Source organism: Xanthobacter autotrophicus (assembly GCF_005871085.1).
Lineage (GTDB): Bacteria > Pseudomonadota > Alphaproteobacteria > Rhizobiales > Xanthobacteraceae > Xanthobacter > Xanthobacter autotrophicus.
This window is the reverse complement of record NZ_VAUP01000002.1, coordinates 132,846-152,874: the sequence shown is the minus strand read 5'-3', so window position 1 is coordinate 152,874 and position 20,029 is coordinate 132,846. Positions and strand designations below refer to the sequence as shown.

18 protein-coding genes are annotated in these 20,029 nt (G+C 68.2%); 11 read left to right on the top strand and 7 right to left on the bottom strand.

From position 1 onward, the window contains the following. Window positions 1-178 precede the first annotated feature (178 nt). Complete coding sequence (locus FBQ73_RS00740) at window positions 179-958, top strand: gamma-glutamylcyclotransferase family protein (protein WP_138397616.1); 780 nt, start codon at window positions 179-181, stop codon at window positions 956-958. Window positions 959-968: 10 nt separating this feature from the next. Here FBQ73_RS00740 and FBQ73_RS00735 read toward each other — a convergent pair whose 3' ends face one another. The 3 genes from FBQ73_RS00735 to FBQ73_RS00725 all read right to left on the bottom strand — a co-directional run bounded on the left by FBQ73_RS00735 (window position 969) and on the right by FBQ73_RS00725 (window position 3,522). Further along, window positions 969-1,943: a quinone oxidoreductase family protein gene (locus FBQ73_RS00735; RefSeq protein ID WP_138397615.1), complete on the bottom strand. Its 975-nt coding sequence runs from the start codon at window positions 1,941-1,943 to the stop codon at window positions 969-971. A 68-nt stretch (window positions 1,944-2,011) separates the two neighbouring features. Continuing rightward, on the bottom strand, window positions 2,012-2,764 hold the full coding sequence (locus tag FBQ73_RS00730; protein ID WP_138397614.1) for an SDR family oxidoreductase: 753 nt from the start codon (window positions 2,762-2,764) through the stop codon (window positions 2,012-2,014). Further along, the gene (locus tag FBQ73_RS00725; RefSeq protein WP_138397613.1) at window positions 2,761-3,522 is read right to left on the bottom strand and encodes a TerC family protein; all 762 of its coding nucleotides are present in this window, start codon (window positions 3,520-3,522) and stop codon (window positions 2,761-2,763) included. Before FBQ73_RS00725 ends, FBQ73_RS00730 begins: the two co-directional genes overlap by 4 nt. 257 nt (window positions 3,523-3,779) lie before the next feature. Here FBQ73_RS00725 and FBQ73_RS00720 point away from each other — a divergent pair, with 257 nt between their 5' ends. Further along, complete coding sequence (locus FBQ73_RS00720; protein WP_138397612.1) at window positions 3,780-4,991, top strand: UbiH/UbiF family hydroxylase; 1,212 nt, start codon at window positions 3,780-3,782, stop codon at window positions 4,989-4,991. Between the two features lie 18 nt (window positions 4,992-5,009). On the opposite strand, the gene FBQ73_RS00715 is transcribed toward FBQ73_RS00720, so the two are convergent. Then, the gene (locus FBQ73_RS00715; RefSeq protein WP_138397611.1) at window positions 5,010-5,966 is read right to left on the bottom strand and encodes an AEC family transporter; all 957 of its coding nucleotides are present in this window, start codon (window positions 5,964-5,966) and stop codon (window positions 5,010-5,012) included. Window positions 5,967-6,333: 367 nt separating this feature from the next. On the opposite strand from FBQ73_RS00715, the gene FBQ73_RS00710 reads away from it, so the two are divergent. From FBQ73_RS00710 to era, 6 genes are all read left to right on the top strand, one after another. Then, window positions 6,334-8,562, top strand: a complete 2,229-nt coding sequence (locus FBQ73_RS00710) for a RelA/SpoT family protein (RefSeq protein ID WP_138397610.1) — start codon at window positions 6,334-6,336, stop codon at window positions 8,560-8,562. Window positions 8,563-8,629: 67 nt separating this feature from the next. Next, window positions 8,630-9,403, top strand: coding sequence for a pyridoxine 5'-phosphate synthase (locus FBQ73_RS00705; protein ID WP_138397609.1), 774 nt, complete (start codon window positions 8,630-8,632; stop codon window positions 9,401-9,403). Next, entirely contained in the window at window positions 9,400-9,807 is a 408-nt protein-coding gene (gene acpS / locus FBQ73_RS00700; protein WP_138397608.1) for a holo-ACP synthase, read from the top strand. Before FBQ73_RS00705 ends, acpS begins: the two co-directional genes overlap by 4 nt. 168 nt (window positions 9,808-9,975) lie before the next feature. Then, complete coding sequence (gene lepB, locus FBQ73_RS00695; protein WP_138397607.1) at window positions 9,976-10,728, top strand: signal peptidase I; 753 nt, start codon at window positions 9,976-9,978, stop codon at window positions 10,726-10,728. Window positions 10,729-10,733: 5 nt separating this feature from the next. Further along, window positions 10,734-11,435: a ribonuclease III gene (gene rnc, locus FBQ73_RS00690; RefSeq protein ID WP_342780517.1), complete on the top strand. Its 702-nt coding sequence runs from the start codon at window positions 10,734-10,736 to the stop codon at window positions 11,433-11,435. 143 nt (window positions 11,436-11,578) lie between these two features. Continuing rightward, entirely contained in the window at window positions 11,579-12,607 is a 1,029-nt protein-coding gene (gene era, locus FBQ73_RS00685) for a GTPase Era (protein WP_392567210.1), read from the top strand. Between the two features lie 67 nt (window positions 12,608-12,674). Here the strand turns inward: era and FBQ73_RS00680 are convergent, their stop codons facing one another. From FBQ73_RS00680 to recO, 3 genes are all read right to left on the bottom strand, one after another. Continuing rightward, on the bottom strand, window positions 12,675-14,486 hold the full coding sequence (locus tag FBQ73_RS00680) for a chloride channel protein (RefSeq protein WP_138397605.1): 1,812 nt from the start codon (window positions 14,484-14,486) through the stop codon (window positions 12,675-12,677). A gap of 4 nt (window positions 14,487-14,490) precedes the next feature. After that, a complete protein-coding gene (parC, locus tag FBQ73_RS00675; protein ID WP_138397604.1) occupies window positions 14,491-16,728 on the bottom strand; it encodes a DNA topoisomerase IV subunit A in 2,238 nt (745 codons plus the stop codon). 546 nt (window positions 16,729-17,274) lie between these two features. After that, a complete protein-coding gene (recO, locus tag FBQ73_RS00670) occupies window positions 17,275-18,003 on the bottom strand; it encodes a DNA repair protein RecO (RefSeq protein WP_138397603.1) in 729 nt (242 codons plus the stop codon). A 175-nt stretch (window positions 18,004-18,178) separates the two neighbouring features. Here recO and FBQ73_RS00665 point away from each other — a divergent pair, with 175 nt between their 5' ends. From FBQ73_RS00665 to FBQ73_RS00655, 3 genes are all read left to right on the top strand, one after another. Further along, window positions 18,179-18,493 (top strand): FtsB family cell division protein, encoded by a 315-nt coding sequence (locus FBQ73_RS00665; RefSeq protein WP_138397602.1) that lies wholly within the window; start codon window positions 18,179-18,181, stop codon window positions 18,491-18,493. 161 nt (window positions 18,494-18,654) lie between these two features. Next, complete coding sequence (gene pdhA, locus FBQ73_RS00660) at window positions 18,655-19,662, top strand: pyruvate dehydrogenase (acetyl-transferring) E1 component subunit alpha (protein ID WP_138397601.1); 1,008 nt, start codon at window positions 18,655-18,657, stop codon at window positions 19,660-19,662. Window positions 19,663-19,672: 10 nt separating this feature from the next. Next, window positions 19,673-20,026, top strand: coding sequence for a hypothetical protein (locus FBQ73_RS00655; RefSeq protein WP_138397600.1), 354 nt, complete (start codon window positions 19,673-19,675; stop codon window positions 20,024-20,026). The last annotated feature ends 3 nt before the right edge of the window (window positions 20,027-20,029 follow it).

Here is a 20,029-nt window from a genome sequence, read left to right as displayed (position 1 = left end):
GCGGCACGGCTTCGTGCCTGGGCCGCCAACCTGTTGAATGCAATGCAGCATAGGTGGCGTGCCGGTGCAACACGACTTCATGGCAGGACGATCGGACGGCGCGCACGGTGGGGAAGTTCGTCGCGGGCGTCGATCGCCGTCCCGGCGGGATGTGCTGCTCGGACTCGCGGGTCTTGCCGTGGCGACCGGTCCGGCGGCGGCGCGCGATTTCTGGGGTGAGGGGCTGGCCGACCAGCCGTCCGACTTCCTGTTCGGCTACGGCACGCTCATCAGCGAGCCATCGCGGACCTCCACGTCGCGACGACGGGTCGTGGCGGTTCCGGCGCGGGTGTCGGCGCGGTTCGGCCTGGTGCGGGGCTTCGTCGCCCGTGGCGGGGCGCGGTCCGGGGCCGGCTTCACCGCACTGGGGCTGCGCCGCCCGCGCGAGGGGGAGGTGCCGTCTTCCATCAACGGCGTGGTCTTCCCCGTGCGCGACGCCGAGGAGATGGCCGCCTTTGACCGGCGCGAGGGCGGCTACCGGCGGGTCGAGGTGGAGCCGGCTCTTCTGGAGGCGGTGGGCTGGCAGGGCCTGCCGCGATCGGGCCGCGTGTGGATCTATGTGCCCAAAGGCGTGGAGATGGGCGTCGACCTGAGTGGGGAGGCGGGCGCGCCGGGCAACGGCGTCCCGCCCGACGCGGCCTTCCCGTTGGTCCAGTCCTATATCGACGTGGTGCTTCAAGGCGCGCTGGCGGAAGGCGCCGCCTTCGCGCGGGAGCTGATCGAGACCACGTTCGATTGGAACGAATTCTGGCTCGACGACCGGCCCACGCCCCGCCGTCCCTGGGCCGAGACCGAGCAGGCCGGCGCTATCGACCGGCTGCTGGCGGGTACGGAGCCGGCGGCGAGCCAGTTCCGCAACCGGCTCTATCCGGAACTCTATGCCGCGCGCCATCTGATGGATGCGACGGCGCCGCGATAGAGGCGGCGGCCTACGGCAGCAGCAGGGTGGACCCCGTGGTCTTGCGCGATTCGAGGTCCTTGTGGGCCTTCTGCACGTCTTTCAGCGCATAGGTCTGGTGGACCGGGATCTTCACCGCGCCGGTCAGCACCGCCTCGAACAGGTCGTTGGCGGTGGCGATCAGGTCATGGCGCTTGGCCACGAAGGTGGCGAGGGTCGGGCGGGTGGCGAACAGCGAACCCCTCTGCGAGAGCGCCAACAGGTCGAAATTCTTGATGGCGCCGGAGGCGTTGCCGAAGCTCACCCACAGGCCCAGCGGCTTCAGGCAGTCGAGGGAGGCGGGATAGGTCGCCTGTCCCACCCCGTCATAGACCACGTCGCACAGCTTGCCGGCGGTGATCTCCTTCACACGGTGCACGAAATCCTCGTCCCGGTAGAGAATCACCTCGTCGCAGCCGTGGGAGAGGGCCAGCTCGGCCTTGTCCTTGGAGCCCACGGTGCCGATGACGGTGGCGCCCAGGTGCTTGGCCCACTGGCACAGGATGAGCCCCACGCCACCGGCTGCCGCCTGCACCAGAATCACGTCGCCCGGCTTGATGTGATGGGTGCGGCGCACGAGATACTGCGCCGTCATGCCCTTCAGCATCATGGCGGCAGCGGTCTGGTCGTCGATGGAGGCGGGCAGGTGCAGCAGCACCGCGGCAGGCACGTTGCGCACCTCGGCATAGGCGCCGATGGCCATGGCATAGGCCACCCGGTCGCCGGGGTGGAAGTCGTTCACGTCCGGCCCCACGGCCTCCACCACGCCGGCGCCCTCGTTGCCGGGGATGAAGGGCAGGCTCGCCGCCTTGTAGAGGCCGGTGCGGAAATAGACGTCGATGAAGTTGAGGCCGATGGCGGTCTGGCGAATCTGCACCTCGCCGCGCCCGGGGGGAGGCACCTCGACCGCCTCATAGGCCAGCACCTCGGGACCGCCCGTCTGATGCACCCGAACCGCATGGACCATGACGCCAGACCCCTTTTTCGCCGCGACGCCGGGGATCATAGGCCGGCGTCCGGCGCCCGCAAGCACCCTCAGCGCCCGCCGGAGACCTTCAGGATGGCGCCGGTGGTGTAGCTCGCGGCGTCCGAGAGCAGGTGCAGCACCGCCTCGGCCACCTCGTCGGCGGTGCCGGCGCGGCCCATGGGTGTTGTGGGCACCAGCCGGTCCAGCCGGCCGGTGACGCCGCTGGTGTCGTGGATGTCGGTGGCGATGAGGCCCGGCGCCACCCCGTTCACCCTCACGCCCTCCCGCGCCAGCTCGCGGCCGAGGCCGACGGTGAAGCTGTCGATGGCGCCCTTGCTCGCGGCGTACCAGACATATTCGCCGGCAGAGCCCAGGATCGCCGCCATGGAGGAGATGTTGACAATGGCGCCGCCTTTCCCCCCGCGCGCCGTGGACATGCGCCTGACCGCCGCCTGGGCCACCAGCAGCGCGCCGGTGACGTTGAGGTCGATGACGCGGGCGATCTCGGCGGGATCAGCATCGGCAAAGGCCGAGGCGCGGCCGGTGATGCCGGCGTTGTTGACGAGATGGGTCACCGGGCCGAGGCGGGAGTCGGTCTCGGCGAACAGGTGGGCGATGTCGGCGGGGGCGGCCATGTCGCCCTTGATCACCGCCACCTCGGCACCGTGGGCGCGGGCGGCGGCCGCTGTGGCTTCCGCTGCGATGGCATCGCTGGTGTAGTTGAGCGCGATCCGGCCATAGCCCGCCTGGGCGGCCTTGATCACGCAGGCGGCGCCGATGCCCCGGCTGCCGCCCGTCACCACGAGGACCTTGTCGGTCATTGCTGCTCCTCCGCGTGCCGCGCAGCGATCCGCCGCCGGCGCCGGCCGGAGGCGGCGACGTTCAGCATCTCCACCATCACCGAGAAGGCCATGGCCGCATAGATATAGCCCTTCGGGATGTGGGCGCCGAAGCCGTCCGCCACCAGCGTGAAGCCGATGAGCACGAGGAAGGCCAGCGCCAGCATCTTGGTGGTGGGATGGGCGGCGATGAAGGCGGACAGCGGGCCCGAGGCGGCGAACATGATGGACACCGCGATAATCACCGCCAGCACCATGATGGCGAGATGCTCCGCCATGCCGATGGCGGTGAGGATGGAGTCCACCGAGAACACGAGGTCGAGCAGGATCACCTGCACCACCACCGCCATGAAGGCCCGCTGCGCGTAGGCCCCGGGGCCGTCGTCGGCCTCCGGCTCGTCCTCGCCCTCCAGCGCGCCGTGCATTTCCTGGGTGGCCTTGGCGATGAGGAAGGCGCCGCCGGCCATGAGGATGATGTCGCGCCAGGAGAAGTCGTGGCCGAAGGCGGAGAACAGGGTCTGCTGCAGGCCGATGAGCCAGGTGAGCGCGAACAGGAGGGCGATGCGCAGGATGAGCGCGGCGGAAAGCCCCACCTGCCGTGCCCGCAGCGCCTGGGCCGGGGGCAGCTTCTGCACCACCAGGGAGATGAACACCACATTGTCGATGCCGAGGATGATCTCCATGGCCGTGAGCGTCACGAGTGCCGCCCAGGCTTCCGGCGACGTAATCCAGTCCAGCATCCCATCCCCCAGCACTCAAGTCCGCGCCAGAATGGGGGAACTCGCGCGCACCGCAAGATGTCCGTCACCGATCAGCGCGCGAAAGGCGCCGCGCGTGCCGATGGGGCAACACGCCGCGCCGCGGGAACGCGCCCCCTCCTACGCCAAAGCCTTGCGGCATGGCATCTTGTGGCCCTGACTCGGGGCCGCGCGGCCTTTTCTCGGCCCCAAGCTGGTTTTAGTGTGCGCTGCGCCGGAGACACGGCGGGGAGGCTGCGATGGCGCAAGAAGACATCCACCACGGCGACACCCACCACCACGACGCTATCCACGAGGTGATCGTGGTGGGCGCGGGTCCGGCCGGGCTTGCCACCGCGCTCGGGCTAGCTGCGCGGGGTGTGCCCACGGCTCTGGTCACCGGTCCCGATCGCGGGGCCGACCACCGCACCACGGCGCTGCTGGAAGGCTCGGTGCGCATCCTCGAGGATTTCGGCCTGTGGGCGGATCTGGAGCCGCGCGCGGCGCCGCTGCGCGACATGCGCATCGCCGATGCGACGCGCCGCCTCGTGCGGGCGCCGGAAGTGACCTTCCGGTCCGCGGAGATCGGCCTATCCACCTTCGGCTACAACATCGAGAACGATGCCCTGCGCAACGGCCTGCTCGCCAAGGCCATGCAGCAGCCGAACCTTCACATCGCGCGCACCGCGCTGGAGCGCATCGACTTTGCGCCTGACGCCCTCACCCTGCATCTCGCCGACGGTTCCACCCTGCGCGGCCGCCTGGTGGTGGGGGCAGATGGACGCCAGTCGCGGGTACGGGCGGCGGCGGGCATCCAGATGCGCACCCGGTCTTATCCGCAGGTGGCCTTCACCGCCACCGTGCGCCATACCCGCTCGCATGAGGACACCTCCACCGAGTTTCACACGGAGAGTGGCCCCTTCACCCTGGTGCCGCTGACCGGGGATCGCTCGTCCATCGTCTGCGTGGTCACGGAGCGGGAGGCGATCCGCCTGCTCGGCCTCGACGACATGGCACTGGCGCGGGAACTGGAGGCGCGGGCCTCCTCCGTGCTCGGCCGCTTCGAGATGGAGGGCGGTCGCGGCGCCTTCCCGCTGGCGGCGGAGACGGCGGAGCGGCTGGTGGCGGACCGCATCGCCCTTATCAGCGAGGCCGCCCACATCATGCCGCCCATCGGGGCGCAGGGTCTCAACCTTGGCCTGCGCGACGCGGGGGCATTGGTGGCCTTCGTGGCGGATGCCTTCGCCGGGGGCGAGGATGTGGGCGGGGAGGCGCTGCTGTCGCGCTATTCGGCGGCGCGCCAGCGCGACGTGTTCGGGCGTATGCGGGCGGTGGACCTGCTGAACCGCTCGCTGCTCTCGGACCTGTTGCCGATCCAGGGTGTGCGCGGCTTCGGCCTCTATCTGCTCGACCGGGTGGGGCCGCTGCGGCGCACCCTGATGCGCCTCGGCATCGGCGACAAGGCAGCCTGAGGCTTTGGCCCTCGGTGCTCAGAACAGGCTGAGCGGGATGAGATGCCCGCGCAGCAGATAGAGCATGCCGGTCACCGTCACCACGGAGAACAGGGTGCCGAGGAGGACGGCGGCGGACGCCTCCTCCATGAACACATGGTACTGCCGCGCCAGCACGAACACGTTCAGCGCCGGCGGCAGCGCCGCCATCAACAGCAGCGTCTCGGTCCAGACCTGCGAGAACGGCCCGAACAGGCTGAGCGACACCAGCGCGATCATCGGGTGCAGCACCAGTTTCAGTACCAGAAGCGGCCCCAGCTCCACCGGCACGCGCTTCAGCGGCCGCAGCGCCACGGTGACGCCCAGCGCGAACAGCGCGCAGGGGGCGGCGGCATTGCGCAGGAAATCCAGCATGCGCGACAGCGGCTCGGGCTCGCGGAACTCCAGCGCCGCCGCCAGGACGCCCAGCATGGTCGCGATGTTGAAGGGGTGGGTGAACACCCGCTTGGCAATGAGGCCCAGGGTGTGGAGCAGGTTCTCGCCCCGTCCGCGCACGCTCATGAGCAGGGGCACGATGGTGAAGAACAACAGGCTGTCGCAGGCGAAGATGAGCGCCGCCGGCGTCGCAGCCGCCTGTCCGAGCGCGGCCAGCGTCAGGCCTGGCCCCATGTAGCCCACATTGGCATAGGCGCCGATGGTGACGGCGATGGCGGCCTCGCCCACATGCCCGCGCCGGAAGTAAAGGCCGATGCCGAGCGCGATGAGGGAGGTGGTCGCCGTGGACGCCACCACCGCCAGGATGAAGGCGGGGTTCGCCAACTCGTGGATCGGCGTCTGCGCGACGATGCGGTAGAACAGCGCCGGCAGCGCCACATAGATGACGAAGAAGGTCAGCCAGGCGAGCCCGCTCTCTGGCAGCCGAACCCGCCAGCCGCAGAAATAGCCGAGGAAGATCAGCCCGAAGAAGGGAAAGGCGAGGCCGAACAGGTCGCTCATGGCGGCGCGCTCACGGGTGCGGGCTCATTGTTGCAAGCTCTCGGGGCTGGCTCGCTGCAGGGCAGTGCGCTCGGCAGCGTCTGTGGCGGGAGGCGCCTGTGGCGCGTTGCCTCATCCATAATCGGCGGGCGCGGGGATGAAAAGCGGTAGCGGCGCGCGGTCAGCTTCATGCGTTGGTGCCCCGGCCGCCGCCATCGGTGTGGGCATGTACGAGGGTCAACGCCGTCGCGCCGCAGCGTTTTTCCGCGAACAAGCGCCATGAGCGCCTTGCGCGTGGCCCCCCTCGCCATGATATCAAGGATCAAACAAGGATAGGGCGGGCGCGCTGAACCTGCCCCGCCCGTGCTGCGACGGATCGTTCCCGGCCATGATGCGCCAATACGAACTTGTCGAGCGCGTTCGACGGTATAATCCCAACACCGACGAGGCGCTGCTCGACCGCGCCTATGTATATGCCATGCGCGCGCACGGCAGCCAGCTGCGCGCGTCCGGCGACCCCTATTTCTCCCATCCCCTCGAAGTCGCGGCGATCCTCACCGATCTCAAGCTGGACGATGCCACCATCGTCTCGGCGCTGCTGCACGACACCATCGAGGACACCAGCGCCACCAAGGCCGAGATCGAGCGCCTGTTCGGCCACCAGATCGCGACGCTGGTGGAGGGCCTCACCAAGATCAAGAAGCTCGACCTCGTCTCCAAGCAGGCCAAGCAGGCGGAAAACCTGCGCAAGCTGCTTTTGGCCATCGCCGACGATGTGCGGGTGCTGCTGGTCAAACTCGCCGACCGCCTCCACAACATGCGCACCCTGAAGTGGGTGCCGCCGGAGAAGCGCGATCGCGTCGCCCAGGAGACGCTGGACATCTACGCGCCGCTCGCCGCCCGCATGGGCATGCAAGACATGCGCGAGGAGCTGGAGGACCTGTCTTTCCGCCAGCTGTCGCCGGAGGCCTACGAATCCATCGCCGTCCGCGTGTCCGAGCTGCGCCAGGGCAATGGCGCCGTGGTGCAGGAGATCGAGCGCGAGCTGAAGGACGAGCTGGAACGGCGCGGCATCGCAGCCGAGGTGAAGGGGCGCGAGAAGCGGCCGTATTCGATCTGGGGCAAGATGGAGCGCAAGGCCATCGGCTTCGAGCAATTGTCGGATCTGTACGGCTTCCGCGTCATCGTCGGCTCGGTAGAGGACTGCTATCGCGCGCTGGGGGTGATCCACACCAAGTGGGCCATCGTGCCCGGCCGCTTCAAGGATTACATCTCCACGCCCAAGCCCAACGATTACCGCTCGCTCCACACCACCGTGGTCGGTCCGCGCCGGCAGCGCGTCGAGATGCAGATCCGCACCCGGGACATGGAGGAGATCGCCGAATACGGCATCGCCGCCCACGCCCTCTACAAGGATGCGTCCGGGGCACCGGGGGCCATGCTCTCCCACGAGAGCCGCGCCTATGCCTGGCTGCGCAAGACCATCGAGAATCTGTCTCAGGGCCTCTCGCCGGAGGAGTTCCTGGAGCATACCAAGCTCGAACTGTTCCACGACCAGGTGTTCTGCTTCACCCCGAAGGGGCGGCTGATCGCTCTACCGCGCAAGGCGACGCCCATCGATTTCGCCTATGCCGTGCATACCGACGTGGGCAACACGGCGGTGGGCTGCAAGATCAACGGCTCCATCGCCCCGCTGGTGTCGGAACTGAAGAATGGCGACGAGGTGGAGATCATCACCTCCAAGGCGCAGACGCCGCCCGGCGCGTGGGAGACCATCGCCGTCACCGGCAAGGCGCGGGCCGCCGTGCGCCGTGCGACCCGCACCGCCGTGCGCGCCCAATATGCCGGCCTTGGCCGCAAGATCGCCGAGCGGGCTTTTGCCAAGGCGGGCAAGGTGTTCTCGGAAGACGCCGTGGCCAAGGGCACCCCGCGTCTCGCCCGCACCGCCGCCGAGGACGTGTTCGCCGCGGTGGGCCGGGGCGAGATCAAGACCGAAGACCTGATCCGCGCGGTCTATCCCGACTGGCAGCCGCCGCGCGCCGACGATCGCACCGACCGGCAGATCAATGGCGAAGGCTGGTTCGAGCTGAAACGCGGCCACAACCTCAAGTTCAAGATCCCCGAGGGCGCCAAGCCCCGCGACGGGGCGGATACCGAGCGGCTCGACGCCATTCCCATCCGCGGCATCAACGGCGAGCTTCCGGTGCGGTTCGCGCCGGAGGGGGGCGCGGTGCCGGGGGATCGCATCGTCGGCATCCTGACGCCGGGGGAGGGGATCACCATCTATCCGATCCAGTCGCCCTCCCTGCAGAATTTCGAGGATGCGCCCGAGCGCTGGCTCGACGTGCGCTGGGACGTGGATGAACTGTCGGACGGTCGCTTTCCCGCCCGCATCATCGTGACCGCCCGCAACGCACCCGGCTCGCTGGCCCAGGTGGCAAGCGCCATCGGGGATCGCGGTGGCAATATCGACGGGCTCCAGATGCGGTCCCGCTCGGCGGACTTCCACGAGATGGTGATCGATGTCGAAGTGTTCGATTTGAGGCATCTCAATACCATCATGGCAGACCTGAAGGCCCGTGAGGTGGTGGCCCAGGTGGAGCGCGTGAACGGCTGACCTGCCGGCGCCGGCCGTACGCCAGGCGCCATCAGCTATAAGCCGCAGCGGAGCAGGAGCAGGGAGAATGGCGGTGCTGAAGCCGGTGCGGCTCGGAGTGAACGTCGATCACGTGGCGACGGTGCGCAACGCGCGCGGCGGTGCCCTTCCGGACCCGGTGCGTGCCGCCGTCCTCGCCAAGGCCGCCGGCGCCCATGGCATCACTGCCCACCTGCGGGAAGACCGCCGCCACATCCGCGACGCGGACATGGAGCGGCTGAAGGCTGAGGTCGACCTGCCGCTCAATTTCGAGATGGCGGCCACCGAGGAGATGGTGGCCATCGCTTGCCGCGTCCGCCCCAACGCCTGTTGCCTGGTGCCCGAGCGGCGCGAGGAGCGCACCACCGAGGGCGGGCTCGACGCTGCCGGCCAGCGGGCGGAGCTTGCGCCCCGCATCGCCCGGCTGAAGGCGGCGGGCATCCGCGTCTCCCTGTTCATCGCGGCGGATCCCGGGCAGATCGCTGCGGCGGCCGAGCTCAAGGCCGACATCGTGGAACTGCACACCGGCGCCTGGTGTGATTCCGTAACGGAATGTAGGCGCGCGGAGGCCGAGGCCGAGTTCGTGCGGCTGAAGGCGGGGGCGCGGCAGGCGGCGGGGCTGGGCCTGGAGGTCCATGCGGGCCACGGCCTCGACTATGCCACCGCCGAGCGCATCGCCGCCTTTCCGGAGATCGTGGAGCTGAACATCGGCCACTTCCTCATCGGCGAGGCCATTTTCGTCGGGCTCGACGCGGCCATCGTGCGCATGCGGGCGGCGATCGCGGTGGGGCGGGCGGCCGCCGGGGACGGCGCGGCGGCATGATCATCGGCATCGGCTCGGATTTCTCGGACGCCCGGCGCATCGCCCGCTCCATCGAGCGGTTCGGCGACCGCTTCCTCGACCGGGTCTTCACCCCAGAGGAGCGGGCCAAGGCGGACCGGCGCAAGATGCGCGCCGAAACCTACGCCAAGCGCTTTGCTGCCAAGGAAGCCTGCTCCAAGGCGCTGGGCACCGGCCTCAGCCACGGGGTGTTCTGGCGCGACATGGGGGTGGTGAACCTGCCGTCCGGCCAGCCCACGCTGGTGCTCACCGGGGGCGCCGCCCGTCGCCTCGCCGCGCTGGTGCCGGAGGGGTATGAGCCGCACATCCACCTGTCCCTCACCGACGAGGGACCGCTGACGGCGGCCTATGTGATCATATCGGCGGTACCCAAGACCCGCGTCTGACCCAGCGCGAGGCGTCAGCACGCGCGTTGCCGGGAGCCGGCGAAGCCTCTATAGGGGGCGATCAAGGGGCCGTGGCCCTGTGGATGCAGACGCGGATCCGGCGTCTCTCCTCAGTTTCGGCGCAGTTTCATCTACCCTGCGCCCCATCCGGGATTTTTTGGACAACAGATGACCGCGACCAGCGACTCCAAGAAGGACGGCGGTTTTCTCGAAACCGTCCGCGTGATCGTCCATGCGCTCCTGATCGCGCTGGTCATCCGGACCTTCCTGTTCCAGCCTTTCAACATCCCGTCCGGGTCCATGAAGGACACGCTGCTGATCGGAGACTATCTCTTCGTCTCCAAATACAGCTACGGCTATTCGCGCTTCTCGATTCCCTTCTCGCCCAACCTGTTCTCCGGCCGCATCTTCGGCTCGGAGCCCACGCGCGGCGACGTGGTGGTGTTCAAGCTGCCGCGCGACAACGAGACGGATTACATCAAGCGCGTCATCGGCATGCCCGGTGACAAGATCCAGATGATCGGCGGCCTGCTGCACATCAATGGCACGCCGGTGCAGCGCGAGCGCCTTTCCGACGTGTCCGAGGATGACGGCTCCGGCCGCAAGGTGCCCGTGAAGCGCTGGCGCGAGACGCTGCCCAACGGCGTCTCCTTCGAGACCCTCGATCTTGTCGACAATGGCTTTTATGATAACACACCCGTCTATGAGGTTCCGCTGGGCCACTACTTCATGATGGGCGATAATCGCGATAATTCGGCAGATAGCCGCGTTTTGAGCCAGGTCGGCTATGTTCCCTTCGAGAACCTCATCGGCAAGGCGCAGGTGATCTTCTTCTCGATCGATGAGGGTGCTTCCGCGTGGCAGGTTTGGACGTGGCCTTGGACGGTGCGATGGGATCGGCTGTTCTCTCGGGTACATTGAACGCAGTGGGCTCTGACCTCGCGTCCGTGGAGGAGCGGATCGGCTACCGCTTCCGCGACCAGTCGGTGCTGGAGCTTGCGCTCTCCCACATCAGCGCCGTGAAGGGCGACGCCCCGCGGCTGCGGTCCTACCAGCGCATGGAGTTCCTGGGCGATCACGTGCTCGGCTCCGTGGTGTCGCACATGCTCTATCTCGCCTTCCCGGAAGGCGAGGAGGGCGACCTCTCGCGCCGGCTCGCCGAGCTGGTGCGAGAGGAGGCCTGCGCCGAGGTGGCGCAGGACATGGATCTCGGCCCCTTCATCCGCCTCGGTCCCGGCGAGAGCCAGTCCGGCGCCCACAAGCGGCGGGCGATCCTCGCGGATGTGGCGGAAAGCGTGGTGGCGGCCGTATTCCTCGATGGCGGCTATGAGGCGGCCAACCAGGTGGTGGAGCGCTTCTGGCGCCCTCGTCTGGAGACGCCGCGCCGGCCCCTGCGCGATGCCAAGACGGTGTTGCAGGAGTGGGCGCAGGCTCGGGGCCTGCCGCCGCCCTCCTATCGCGAGGTGATCCGTTCCGGTCCCGATCACGCGCCCCGCTTCACGGTGGCCGTGGATCTTCCGGGCCTTAAGTCCGAACAGGCGGACGGGGCCTCAAAACAGAATGCGCAGAAGGCGGCAGCCGCCGCTTTCCTCGTCCGTGAGGGCGTGTGGAAAAAGGACGAGTCGTGATGGCACCGGCAGGGAAGGGGCCCAAAACCCCCAAGGACATGCTGGGCGAAAGCGGCCCGGATGAGAGCGGCCCCGGCAACGGGGCTCCGGCCAGGACCGACATGACTGCGGGCGAAGGGTCGCCGCAGGATGGCGCGCACGAGCTGTCCGAGCACGAGCTTCCTGAGGACGAGCTGCCCGACGGCGCCCTGTCCGACGAGGACTTCGACGACGAGGACGATGATTTCGACGAGGAGCACGACGCCGCGCCGCGCATCCTGCCGCCGCTGGAGGGGCCGACCCGCTGCGGCTTCGTCGCCCTGCTCGGTGCGCCAAACGCGGGCAAATCGACGCTGACCAACCAACTGGTGGGCACCAAGGTGTCCATCGTTTCCCACAAGGTGCAGACCACCCGTGCCATCGTGCGCGGCATCGCGCTGGACGGCGCGGCCCAGCTGGTGCTGGTGGACACGCCTGGCATCTTCTCTCCTAAGCGCCGCCTTGAGCGCGCCATGGTGTCCAGCGCCTGGACCCATGCCGCCGACGCCGACGTGATCGCCCTGCTGGTGGACGCCAAGCGCGGCATGGACGAGGACATCGAGGCCCTGCTCGCCCCGCTGTCGGAGATCCGCAAGCCGCGCGCTTTGATCCTCAACAAGATCGACATCATCCGCCGCGACACGCTGCTGGCGCTTGCCGCGCAGATCAACGAGAAGCTGGCGTTCGACCGGGTGTTCATGGTCTCCGCCCTCACCGGGGACGGCGTCGCCGACGTGCGTCGCTGGTTCGCCGAGCAGGTGCCGCTCAGCCCGTGGCTCTACCCGGAGGATCAGGTGTCGGATGCGCCCATGCGCATGCTGGCTGCGGAAATCACCCGGGAAAAGATGTTCCTGCGCCTCCACGACGAACTGCCCTACCGTTCCACGGTGGAAACCGAGAGCTGGAAGGAATTGCGCAACGGCTCCGTGCGCATCGAGCAGACCATCTATGTGGAGCGCGAAAGCCAGCGCAAGATCGTGCTGGGCAAGGGCGGCAACACCATCAAGACCATCTCCTCGGAATCCCGGGCGGAGATCGCCGGGATCATCGAGCAGCCGGTCCACCTGTTCCTGTTCGTGAAGGTGCGCGAGAGCTGGGCGGACGACCCCGAGCGTTATCGCGAGATGGGGCTCGAATTTCCCAGGGGCGGCTGAAGGTGAGCGGCGGAAAAGGGTAGCGAAGACGGGCGGCCAAGGCGGCCTTCCCCTCGCCGCTGTCGCTTCACGCCTCCGCGCCGAGGCCTTTCCGGGCCTTGTCCAGCTCCTCGGCATAGCGCCTCAGCACATGGGCCTCGCCCAACAGGCCCACGAGGCGGCGGGTGGCGGGGTCGTCCACCACGGCGAGATCCTCGGCCTGGGCGGCATCGAAGGCTAGCGCCGCCTCCTTCACGTTCATGGCCGGCAGCAGCATGTGGTCGCGATGGGTAGCGAGCCGGGAGGCGGCTTCGGCGGGATCGTGCTCGGCCGCGTGGGCCTCCACCACCCGCACCAGTCCGGCATAGGCACCTGCCCCGTCCACCAGCACCACCATCCGCCGTGCGCCCAGCGGGAAGGCCGTGCGCAGGGCGCCGATGGTGCCCTGCTCGGCGAAGGTGGCCATGTCAGTGCGCATCATGCGGGCGACGGTGAGTTCGCGCATCCAGCCCACGTCCTGCGCCCCGCGGATGCTCTCGCCGCGCAGGTGAAACCGCCACGTGGAGAAGGAGTAGCCGAACGTCTCCCGCACCGCGAGGGAGGTCACCACCGCCCCAGCCAGCACATAGCCGGACAAAGCGAGGTCTCGCGTCATCTCCAGCACCAGGAAGGTCATGGTAAGCGGCCCGCCGATGATGCCCACCGCCAGCGCCCCCATGCCGGCCACCGCGCAGACCGCCGGATCGAGCTGGAGCGACGGCCACAGCATGGCGAGCGCGCCGCCATAGAGCTTGCCCATGAGCGCTCCGAGAAACAGCGAGGCGAAGAACAGGCCGCCACGGAATCCCGAGCCGATGGACAGGGCGGAGGCGAGGATCTTCAGGCCGAAGATGATCGCCACCGAGAGCACCACCGGGCTGTCCACCTGCAGGTGCAGCGCGCCATGGCCATCGGAGAGCACCTGCGGGCTGTAGAGCGCCAGCGCACCGACGCCGAGGCCCGCCACCGCCGGCCGCAGCGGCGCGGGGATGCCGCTCTTGCCGAACAGCATTTCCACTCCGGTCACCAGGCGCATGATGAGGACGGCGCCCCCCGCCGCCAACAGCCCGAGCAGCGCGATGGGCAGGATGTCGAGGGGCTGGACCACCACGTCGAGGGGGATGTTCAGCGGGTCCACATGAACCCCGAGCAGCCGCGCCACCATCACCGCCGAGACGGTCGCCGCCAGCACCGGGGCGGCGGCGGGGATGGAGTAGCTGCCGATGATGATCTCGAAACCGTAGAAGGCCCCCATGAGCGGCGCGTCGAAAGCCGCGCCGATGCCCGCCGCCGCCCCCGCGCCCACCAGGATGCGCAAATCGTTGCGCCGCAGGCGGAACGACAGGCCGAGGCGCGAGGCGATGCCGGCGCCAATCTGCGAATAGCCCGCCTCCAGCCCCAGGGAGGCGCCGAAGCCGTTGGAGACCATGGTCTGCAGCGACACGATGATGCTGTCGGTCAATGACATACGCCCGCCGTGCAGCGCATTGGCCTCGATGGGGTCCACAAAGCTGCGTCGACGCCAGCGCTGCAGGGCAAGGGCGATGAGCCCCATGGCCAGTCCGCCGGCCACCGGGACGAGAACCATCCAGGGCGAGGCCAGTTCCGGCGTGGCGCTGAGCCGGTCGCCAGGGGCGAGCTGGAACAGCGCCTCGTGCATCCACTGGGTGATCTGGCTCATGGCGCTGGCCGCGAGCCCGGCGAGGGCCCCCATCACCGCCGCGATCACCACCAGTGCAACTTCCCGCTCGCGCACGCTGGCCCGGACGGAGGCGATGAGGCCGCCAAGGGCGGAAGCCGTCGCTCCGTTCCCGGCCGTCGCGGAATCCGCGGTCACCGGATCGGCGGGCGGGCTGGCCATCAGCTCAGCTGAACTTGTTGCTGCGCGGGAAGCCCTTGGGTGGCAGGCGGCCCGCCGAGGCGCGCTCGCCCTGCCATTCCAGCAGCTCCGTCACGGTCCAGGTGCGGCCGGAAGTATCCTCCCAGGTCAGGCCCGAGGCCATGGCGAAGGCCTTCAGGTCGGACAGGCCACCCTCGCGGTAGCGCTGGAGGCGCACGCCGCGCCCGCGGGTCATTTCCGGCACCTGGTTGAGCGGGAACAGCAGCAGCTTGCGGTTGTCGCCGATCACCGCCACCCAGTCGCCTTCCACGAAGCGCACCGCCAGCGCCGCGTCCGGCGGATCGGTGACGAGCACCTGCTTGCCCTTGCGGGTGTTGGCGAGGCAGTCGTCCTCGCCCACCACGAAGCCGCGCCCCTCCTTGGAGGCCAACAGCAGCTTGCGGCCGGGCTGATAAGCGAAGACGGAGACGATCTCCGCCTCCTGCTCCAGATCGATCATGAGGCGCACGGGCTCGCCGTGGCCGCGCCCGCCGGGCAGCTTGGCTGCCTCCAGCGTGTAGAAGCGGCCGTTGGAGGCGAATACCATGACCTTGGAGGTGGTCTCGGCGAAGAAGGCGTGGCCGAGGCTGTCGTCGCCCTTGAACTGGAGGTTGGACAGGTCCTGCACGTGGCCCTTCAGGGCGCGGATCCAGCCCTTGTCGGAGACCACGATGGTGACCGGCTCGCGCTCCACCAGCGCCTCGGTGAAGGCATCTTCGTGGAAGGTGGGGGGCGCCGCGAAGGTGGTGCGGCGCCTGCCGATGGCGGTCTCGGGGCCGTAGGTCTTGCGGGTCTCGCGGATTTCCTTGGCGATGTTCTTCCACTGCGCCGCCTCGGAGGCGACCAGCTTGTTGAGGCCGTCCTGCTCCTTGGTGAGGGCGTTGTGTTCCTTGCGGATCTCCATCTCCTCCAGCCGGCGCAGGGAGCGCAGGCGCATGTTGAGGATGGCTTCCGTCTGCACGTCGGTCAGCTCGAACGTGCGCATCAATTCCTGCTTGGGCTCGTCCTCCTCGCGGATGATACGGATCACCTCGTCGAGGTTGAGATAGGCGATGAGGTAGCCGCCCAGCACCTCCAGCCGGTGCGCGATCTGCTCCAGCCGATAGCGCGAGCGGCGCAGCAGCACGTCGCGGCGGTGGTCGAGCCATTCCCGGAGCGCTTCCGACAGGGACAGCACCTTGGGGACCTGCCCGCGCACCAGCACGTTCATGTTGAGCGGGATGCGGGCCTCAAGCTCGGTGAGCCTGAACAGGCTCTCCATGAGCACCTCGGCATCCACCGTGCGGGCGCGGGGCTCCAGCACCAGACGGATGTCCTCGGCGCTCTCGTCGCGCACGTCGGCGAGCAGGGGCAGCTTCTTGTCGGTGAGCAGCTCCGCGATCTTTTCCACGAGGCGGGACTTGGCGACGCCGTAGGGGATCTCGGTGACCACCACCACATAGGTGCCGCGCCCGGTCTCCTCCTTCTCCCAGCGCGCCCGCACGCGGAACGAGCCGCGTCCGGTGGCATAGGCCTCGGCCACGCCAACCGGATCCTCCACCAGCACGCCGCCGGTGGGGAAGTCCGGGCCGGGGACGAACTGGAGCAGGTCGAAGGCCGGAGCCTCCGGGTGGTCGATGAGGTGAAGGGCCGCGTCCAGCAGTTCGGCGGCATTGTGGGGCGGGATGGAGGTGGCCATGCCCACCGCGATGCCCTGCGAGCCATTGGCCAGCAGGTTCGGGAAAGCCGCCGGCAGCACCACGGGCTCTTCTTCCGAGCCGTCATAGGTCGGGCGGAAGTCCACCGCGTCCTCGTCGATGCCGTCCAGCAGCAGGCGGGCGGTCTCGGTGAGGCGAGCCTCGGTGTATCGCATGGCGGCGGCGTTATCGCCGTCCACGTTGCCGAAATTGCCCTGTCCATCCACCAGCGGGTAGCGCTGGGCGAAGTCCTGGGCGAGACGCACCAGCGCGTCATAGACCGACTGGTCGCCGTGGGGGTGGAACTTGCCGATCACGTCGCCCACCACGCGGGCGGACTTCTTGAAGCCCTGGCCGGGATCAAGCTTCAGCTGCCGCATGGCGTGGAGGATGCGCCGGTGAACCGGCTTCAGACCGTCGCGGGCGTCGGGCAGGGCGCGGTGCATGATGGTCGAGAGGGCATACGCCAGGTAGCGCTCTTCCAGCGCGTCCTTGAGCGTGACTTTCTCGATGTGCCCGTCGCCGGGCGGAAGTGTGCGCGTGGCCATGCCTGCCAGTACCGCGCGCGCGGGCAAGCGACAAGCCGCCTTTCAGCGCCGGCCCATCATCGATGCGTCCCACAAGCGCCGGATGAAAAGCGTGCCACCGCCCGAATGCTGAACAGAAGATGAATTCGCCACGGTACCCCTAGGTAAATCGTGGCAAAAATGCGCGTGGGAAGAGAGATCAACTGTTACTGAAAGACATGATATTCCAAGGATGGAACAAAATCCCGCCCCAGCGACGTTTCAGCATCATAAGGCCGGGCGGCGAGTACGCTCGTGCCATGAGGAGGTCCGAAAAATGAAGACGGCAGCTCTTGCGGCGGGAGGTATTGTCGCGTTGGCGCTTCTTGGTGCAGTGCCTTCGGCGTCGGCCGGAACACTGATGGGCAGCGGGTCCACCCTCGCAGGTCAAGCCCAGGCTCGGGCACAGGTGGAAGATGTGCGCTGGGTGCGGCGCTGCTGGCAGGAACGCCGCTGGTGGAACGGGCGCCCTCATTGGGTGACCAGATGCCGAAATGTGTGGGTCGGGCCGCGCCGCTGGTGACAGGCTTAGACCGGTGCCGTGCTGCGGCGCCAGGCTGAAACAAAGGCCGCGCGCGCATCGGAAAGGCCGAGCCCGCGCGGCTCAAGCACCCGGGTCAGGAGAAAGTGGCCGGTGAGGCGCAGCGCGTCTTCCACATCCCCGGCGGGCGGCGCGGTCCCTTCCACCAAAAAACGCGGCAGGGCGAACAGCCGGTCCGCATAAGGCGCGCCCGCCTCCCCGCAAACCGCCCGCCCGCTTTTGGGCGACACATAGACCAGGTTTTCCCGGCTCCCGGTGGCGGCGCAGGTTTCCAGCTCCAGCCCGAAACCCAGCTCCGCCAGCAAGGCCAGCTCGAAGCGGGCGAGAAGCCGGCCGGCCGACTCGCGGTCCTCGAAGGCATCGAGGATGGCGCCGAGGGTGAGGAAGAGGCCCTCGTGCGGATCGCGCTCCGGCAACAGGTGCAGCATCTGAGCCATGTGGGTGAAGCCGAAGGCGGCGTGGGGCGCGCGCATGAGAACCTCGGTTCGCACCACCGCCGGTTCCAGCGCATAATTGCCCATGTGTTCGTCGAGCCGCGCTCGCCAGGTGGCGCTCACGGTGTTGCCCGGCTGGAGCAGGGGAGCCTGCCGTCGCGAGGCACCACCGCGCACCATGCCGAGGTGGCGACCGCGCAGGCGGGTGAGCAATTCCACGATGGCATTGCCCTCGCCGTGCCGCCGCACTCCCAGCACGATGCCCTCGTCGGTCCATTCCACGGCACTGTCCGTCCGGCTCTGAACTTCGGGAAAAAGAGAGACACGTTCGCGCTCGCCTGCCATTCCGGCTGAACGACGCGGGCGCGTGCCGGCAATGAACGCTCTCCGGCGGGAAGACGCAACAGGGTGGCCTCGCCTTAAGACGGCGGAAACCCGAAACGGCGAGGATGCGGCCATGCAAAGCCGCTCGCGCCTTCAATCCATTCTCGCCACGCTCGCCCTCCACCTCGGTGCGGCGGCGCTCATCGGCTATTTCGCCTATCACGCCTACAATGGCGACCATGGGCTCGTGGCCAAGCGCAATTACGAGCAGGAGATGAAGGCACTGGAATCCGAGCTTGCCGGGCTCAAGGCCCAGCGCCAGGCGATGGAGAACAAGGTGTCCCTGCTTGCCCCCAGCCAGCTCGATCCGGACCTGCTGGACGAGGAAGCGCGGCGCCAGCTCAACTTCATAAATAGCAAGGACCTGGTGTTGCTTCGCAACAAATGAACTGAAAATAAGTTCATGATGTGAATGAACCATTTTTAGGTTCATTACAGCAAAATCAAGAGTTTGCAACATGTTGCAGCGCAGCACGGGAAAATTGGCACTTTGAAGGCATGGGGAGCTGAGCTAGGAAGGCGCAGTTCCAGCGCCTCCTGAGGATGCCGATGGCCAAAAAGCCTACTGCCCGTGTCGCCGATAGCTCGGCCCCGGCCCCCTTCACAAAAGACCAGGATCTTCTCGCCTATCGCGAGATGCTGCTCATCCGCCGCTTCGAGGAGAAGGCCGGCCAGATGTACGGCATGGGCCTCATCGGCGGCTTCTGCCACCTCTACATCGGCCAGGAGGCCGTGGTGGTGGGCATGCAGATGGCCATGAAGCCGGGTGACCAGGTCATTACCGGCTATCGCGACCACGGCCACATGCTGTCCACCGGCATGGCGGCGCGCGGCGTCATGGCCGAGCTCACGGGCCGCCGCGGCGGCCTGTCCAAGGGCAAGGGCGGCTCGATGCACATGTTCAGCATCGAGAAGCAGTTCTTCGGCGGTCACGGCATCGTCGGCGCCCAGGTCTCGCTCGGCACCGGCCTCGCCTTCGCCGACCGCTACCGCAATAACGGCGCGGTCTCCGTCACCTATTTCGGCGACGGCGCGGCCAACCAGGGCCAGGTCTACGAGAGCTTCAACATGGCCGAGCTGTGGAAGCTTCCGGTCGTGTACGTGATCGAGAACAACAAGTACGCCATGGGCACCTCGGTGTCCCGTGCCTCGGCGCAGCAGGACTTCTCCAAGCGCGGCACCTCCTTCAACATCCCCGGCGAGCAGGTGGATGGCATGGACGTGCAGGCGGTGAAGGCCGCCGGCGAGCGGGCGCTCGCCTTCGCCCGCGAGGGCAACGGCCCCTACATCCTTGAAATGCAGACCTACCGCTATCGCGGTCACTCCATGTCGGACCCGGCCAAGTACCGGTCCAAGGAGGAGGTCCAGAAGATGCGCACCGAGCACGACCCCATCGAGCAGGTCCGCAACCGTCTGCTGGAAACCCACGGGGCGACCGAGGACGAGCTGAAGAAGTTCGACGCCGAGGTCCGCGAGATCGTGAACGAGGCGGCGGACTTCGCCACCAACGATCCCGAGCCCGACGTGTCGGAGCTTTACACGGACATCCTGCGCTGAGCGGCGGGCTATGGCCGCGCTGTTCCATATCGTCGCTGGTCTCGCGCTTCTGGCGGCGCTGATCGCCTGGGCCGTCGCCGTGCGCGGCGGCCTGAAGGCCATCGCCGCCAACCGGGCGGCCGGGCAGGGGGGCGGCGCCGGCAGCTACGCCCTTCTCGCGTTCTGGCCCTTCGCCGTGCAGCGGCGTGGCCACGAGGCTGAAATCGACGCGGTGCGGACCGGCAAGGCGGCCATCGCCTTCTTCGTCTGCGTGACCATCGCGGTCGCAGCCATCTCCGCTTACACCAATCTCACCTTCAAGCACTCCGTGGCCCCGGCCGGCTCCTCGCCGGCCGCACCCGCGGGCGCGCCGAGCAAGAGCTGACAG

Coding starts and splice junctions, on each gene's coding strand:
- FBQ73_RS00735 (WP_138397615.1), bottom strand. CDS start 1,943: ATGGTCCATGCGGTTCGGGTGCATCAGACGGGCGGTCCCGAGGTGCTG.
- FBQ73_RS00730 (WP_138397614.1), bottom strand. CDS start 2,764: ATGACCGACAAGGTCCTCGTGGTGACGGGCGGCAGCCGGGGCATCGGC.
- FBQ73_RS00725 (WP_138397613.1), bottom strand. CDS start 3,522: ATGCTGGACTGGATTACGTCGCCGGAAGCCTGGGCGGCACTCGTGACG.
- FBQ73_RS00720 (WP_138397612.1), top strand. CDS start 3,780: ATGGCGCAAGAAGACATCCACCACGGCGACACCCACCACCACGACGCT.
- FBQ73_RS00715 (WP_138397611.1), bottom strand. CDS start 5,966: ATGAGCGACCTGTTCGGCCTCGCCTTTCCCTTCTTCGGGCTGATCTTC.
- FBQ73_RS00710 (WP_138397610.1), top strand. CDS start 6,334: ATGATGCGCCAATACGAACTTGTCGAGCGCGTTCGACGGTATAATCCC.
- FBQ73_RS00705 (WP_138397609.1), top strand. CDS start 8,630: ATGGCGGTGCTGAAGCCGGTGCGGCTCGGAGTGAACGTCGATCACGTG.
- acpS (WP_138397608.1), top strand. CDS start 9,400: ATGATCATCGGCATCGGCTCGGATTTCTCGGACGCCCGGCGCATCGCC.
- lepB (WP_138397607.1), top strand. CDS start 9,976: ATGACCGCGACCAGCGACTCCAAGAAGGACGGCGGTTTTCTCGAAACC.
- FBQ73_RS00680 (WP_138397605.1), bottom strand. CDS start 14,486: ATGGCCAGCCCGCCCGCCGATCCGGTGACCGCGGATTCCGCGACGGCC.
- parC (WP_138397604.1), bottom strand. CDS start 16,728: ATGGCCACGCGCACACTTCCGCCCGGCGACGGGCACATCGAGAAAGTC.
- FBQ73_RS00665 (WP_138397602.1), top strand. CDS start 18,179: ATGCAAAGCCGCTCGCGCCTTCAATCCATTCTCGCCACGCTCGCCCTC.
- pdhA (WP_138397601.1), top strand. CDS start 18,655: ATGGCCAAAAAGCCTACTGCCCGTGTCGCCGATAGCTCGGCCCCGGCC.
- FBQ73_RS00655 (WP_138397600.1), top strand. CDS start 19,673: ATGGCCGCGCTGTTCCATATCGTCGCTGGTCTCGCGCTTCTGGCGGCG.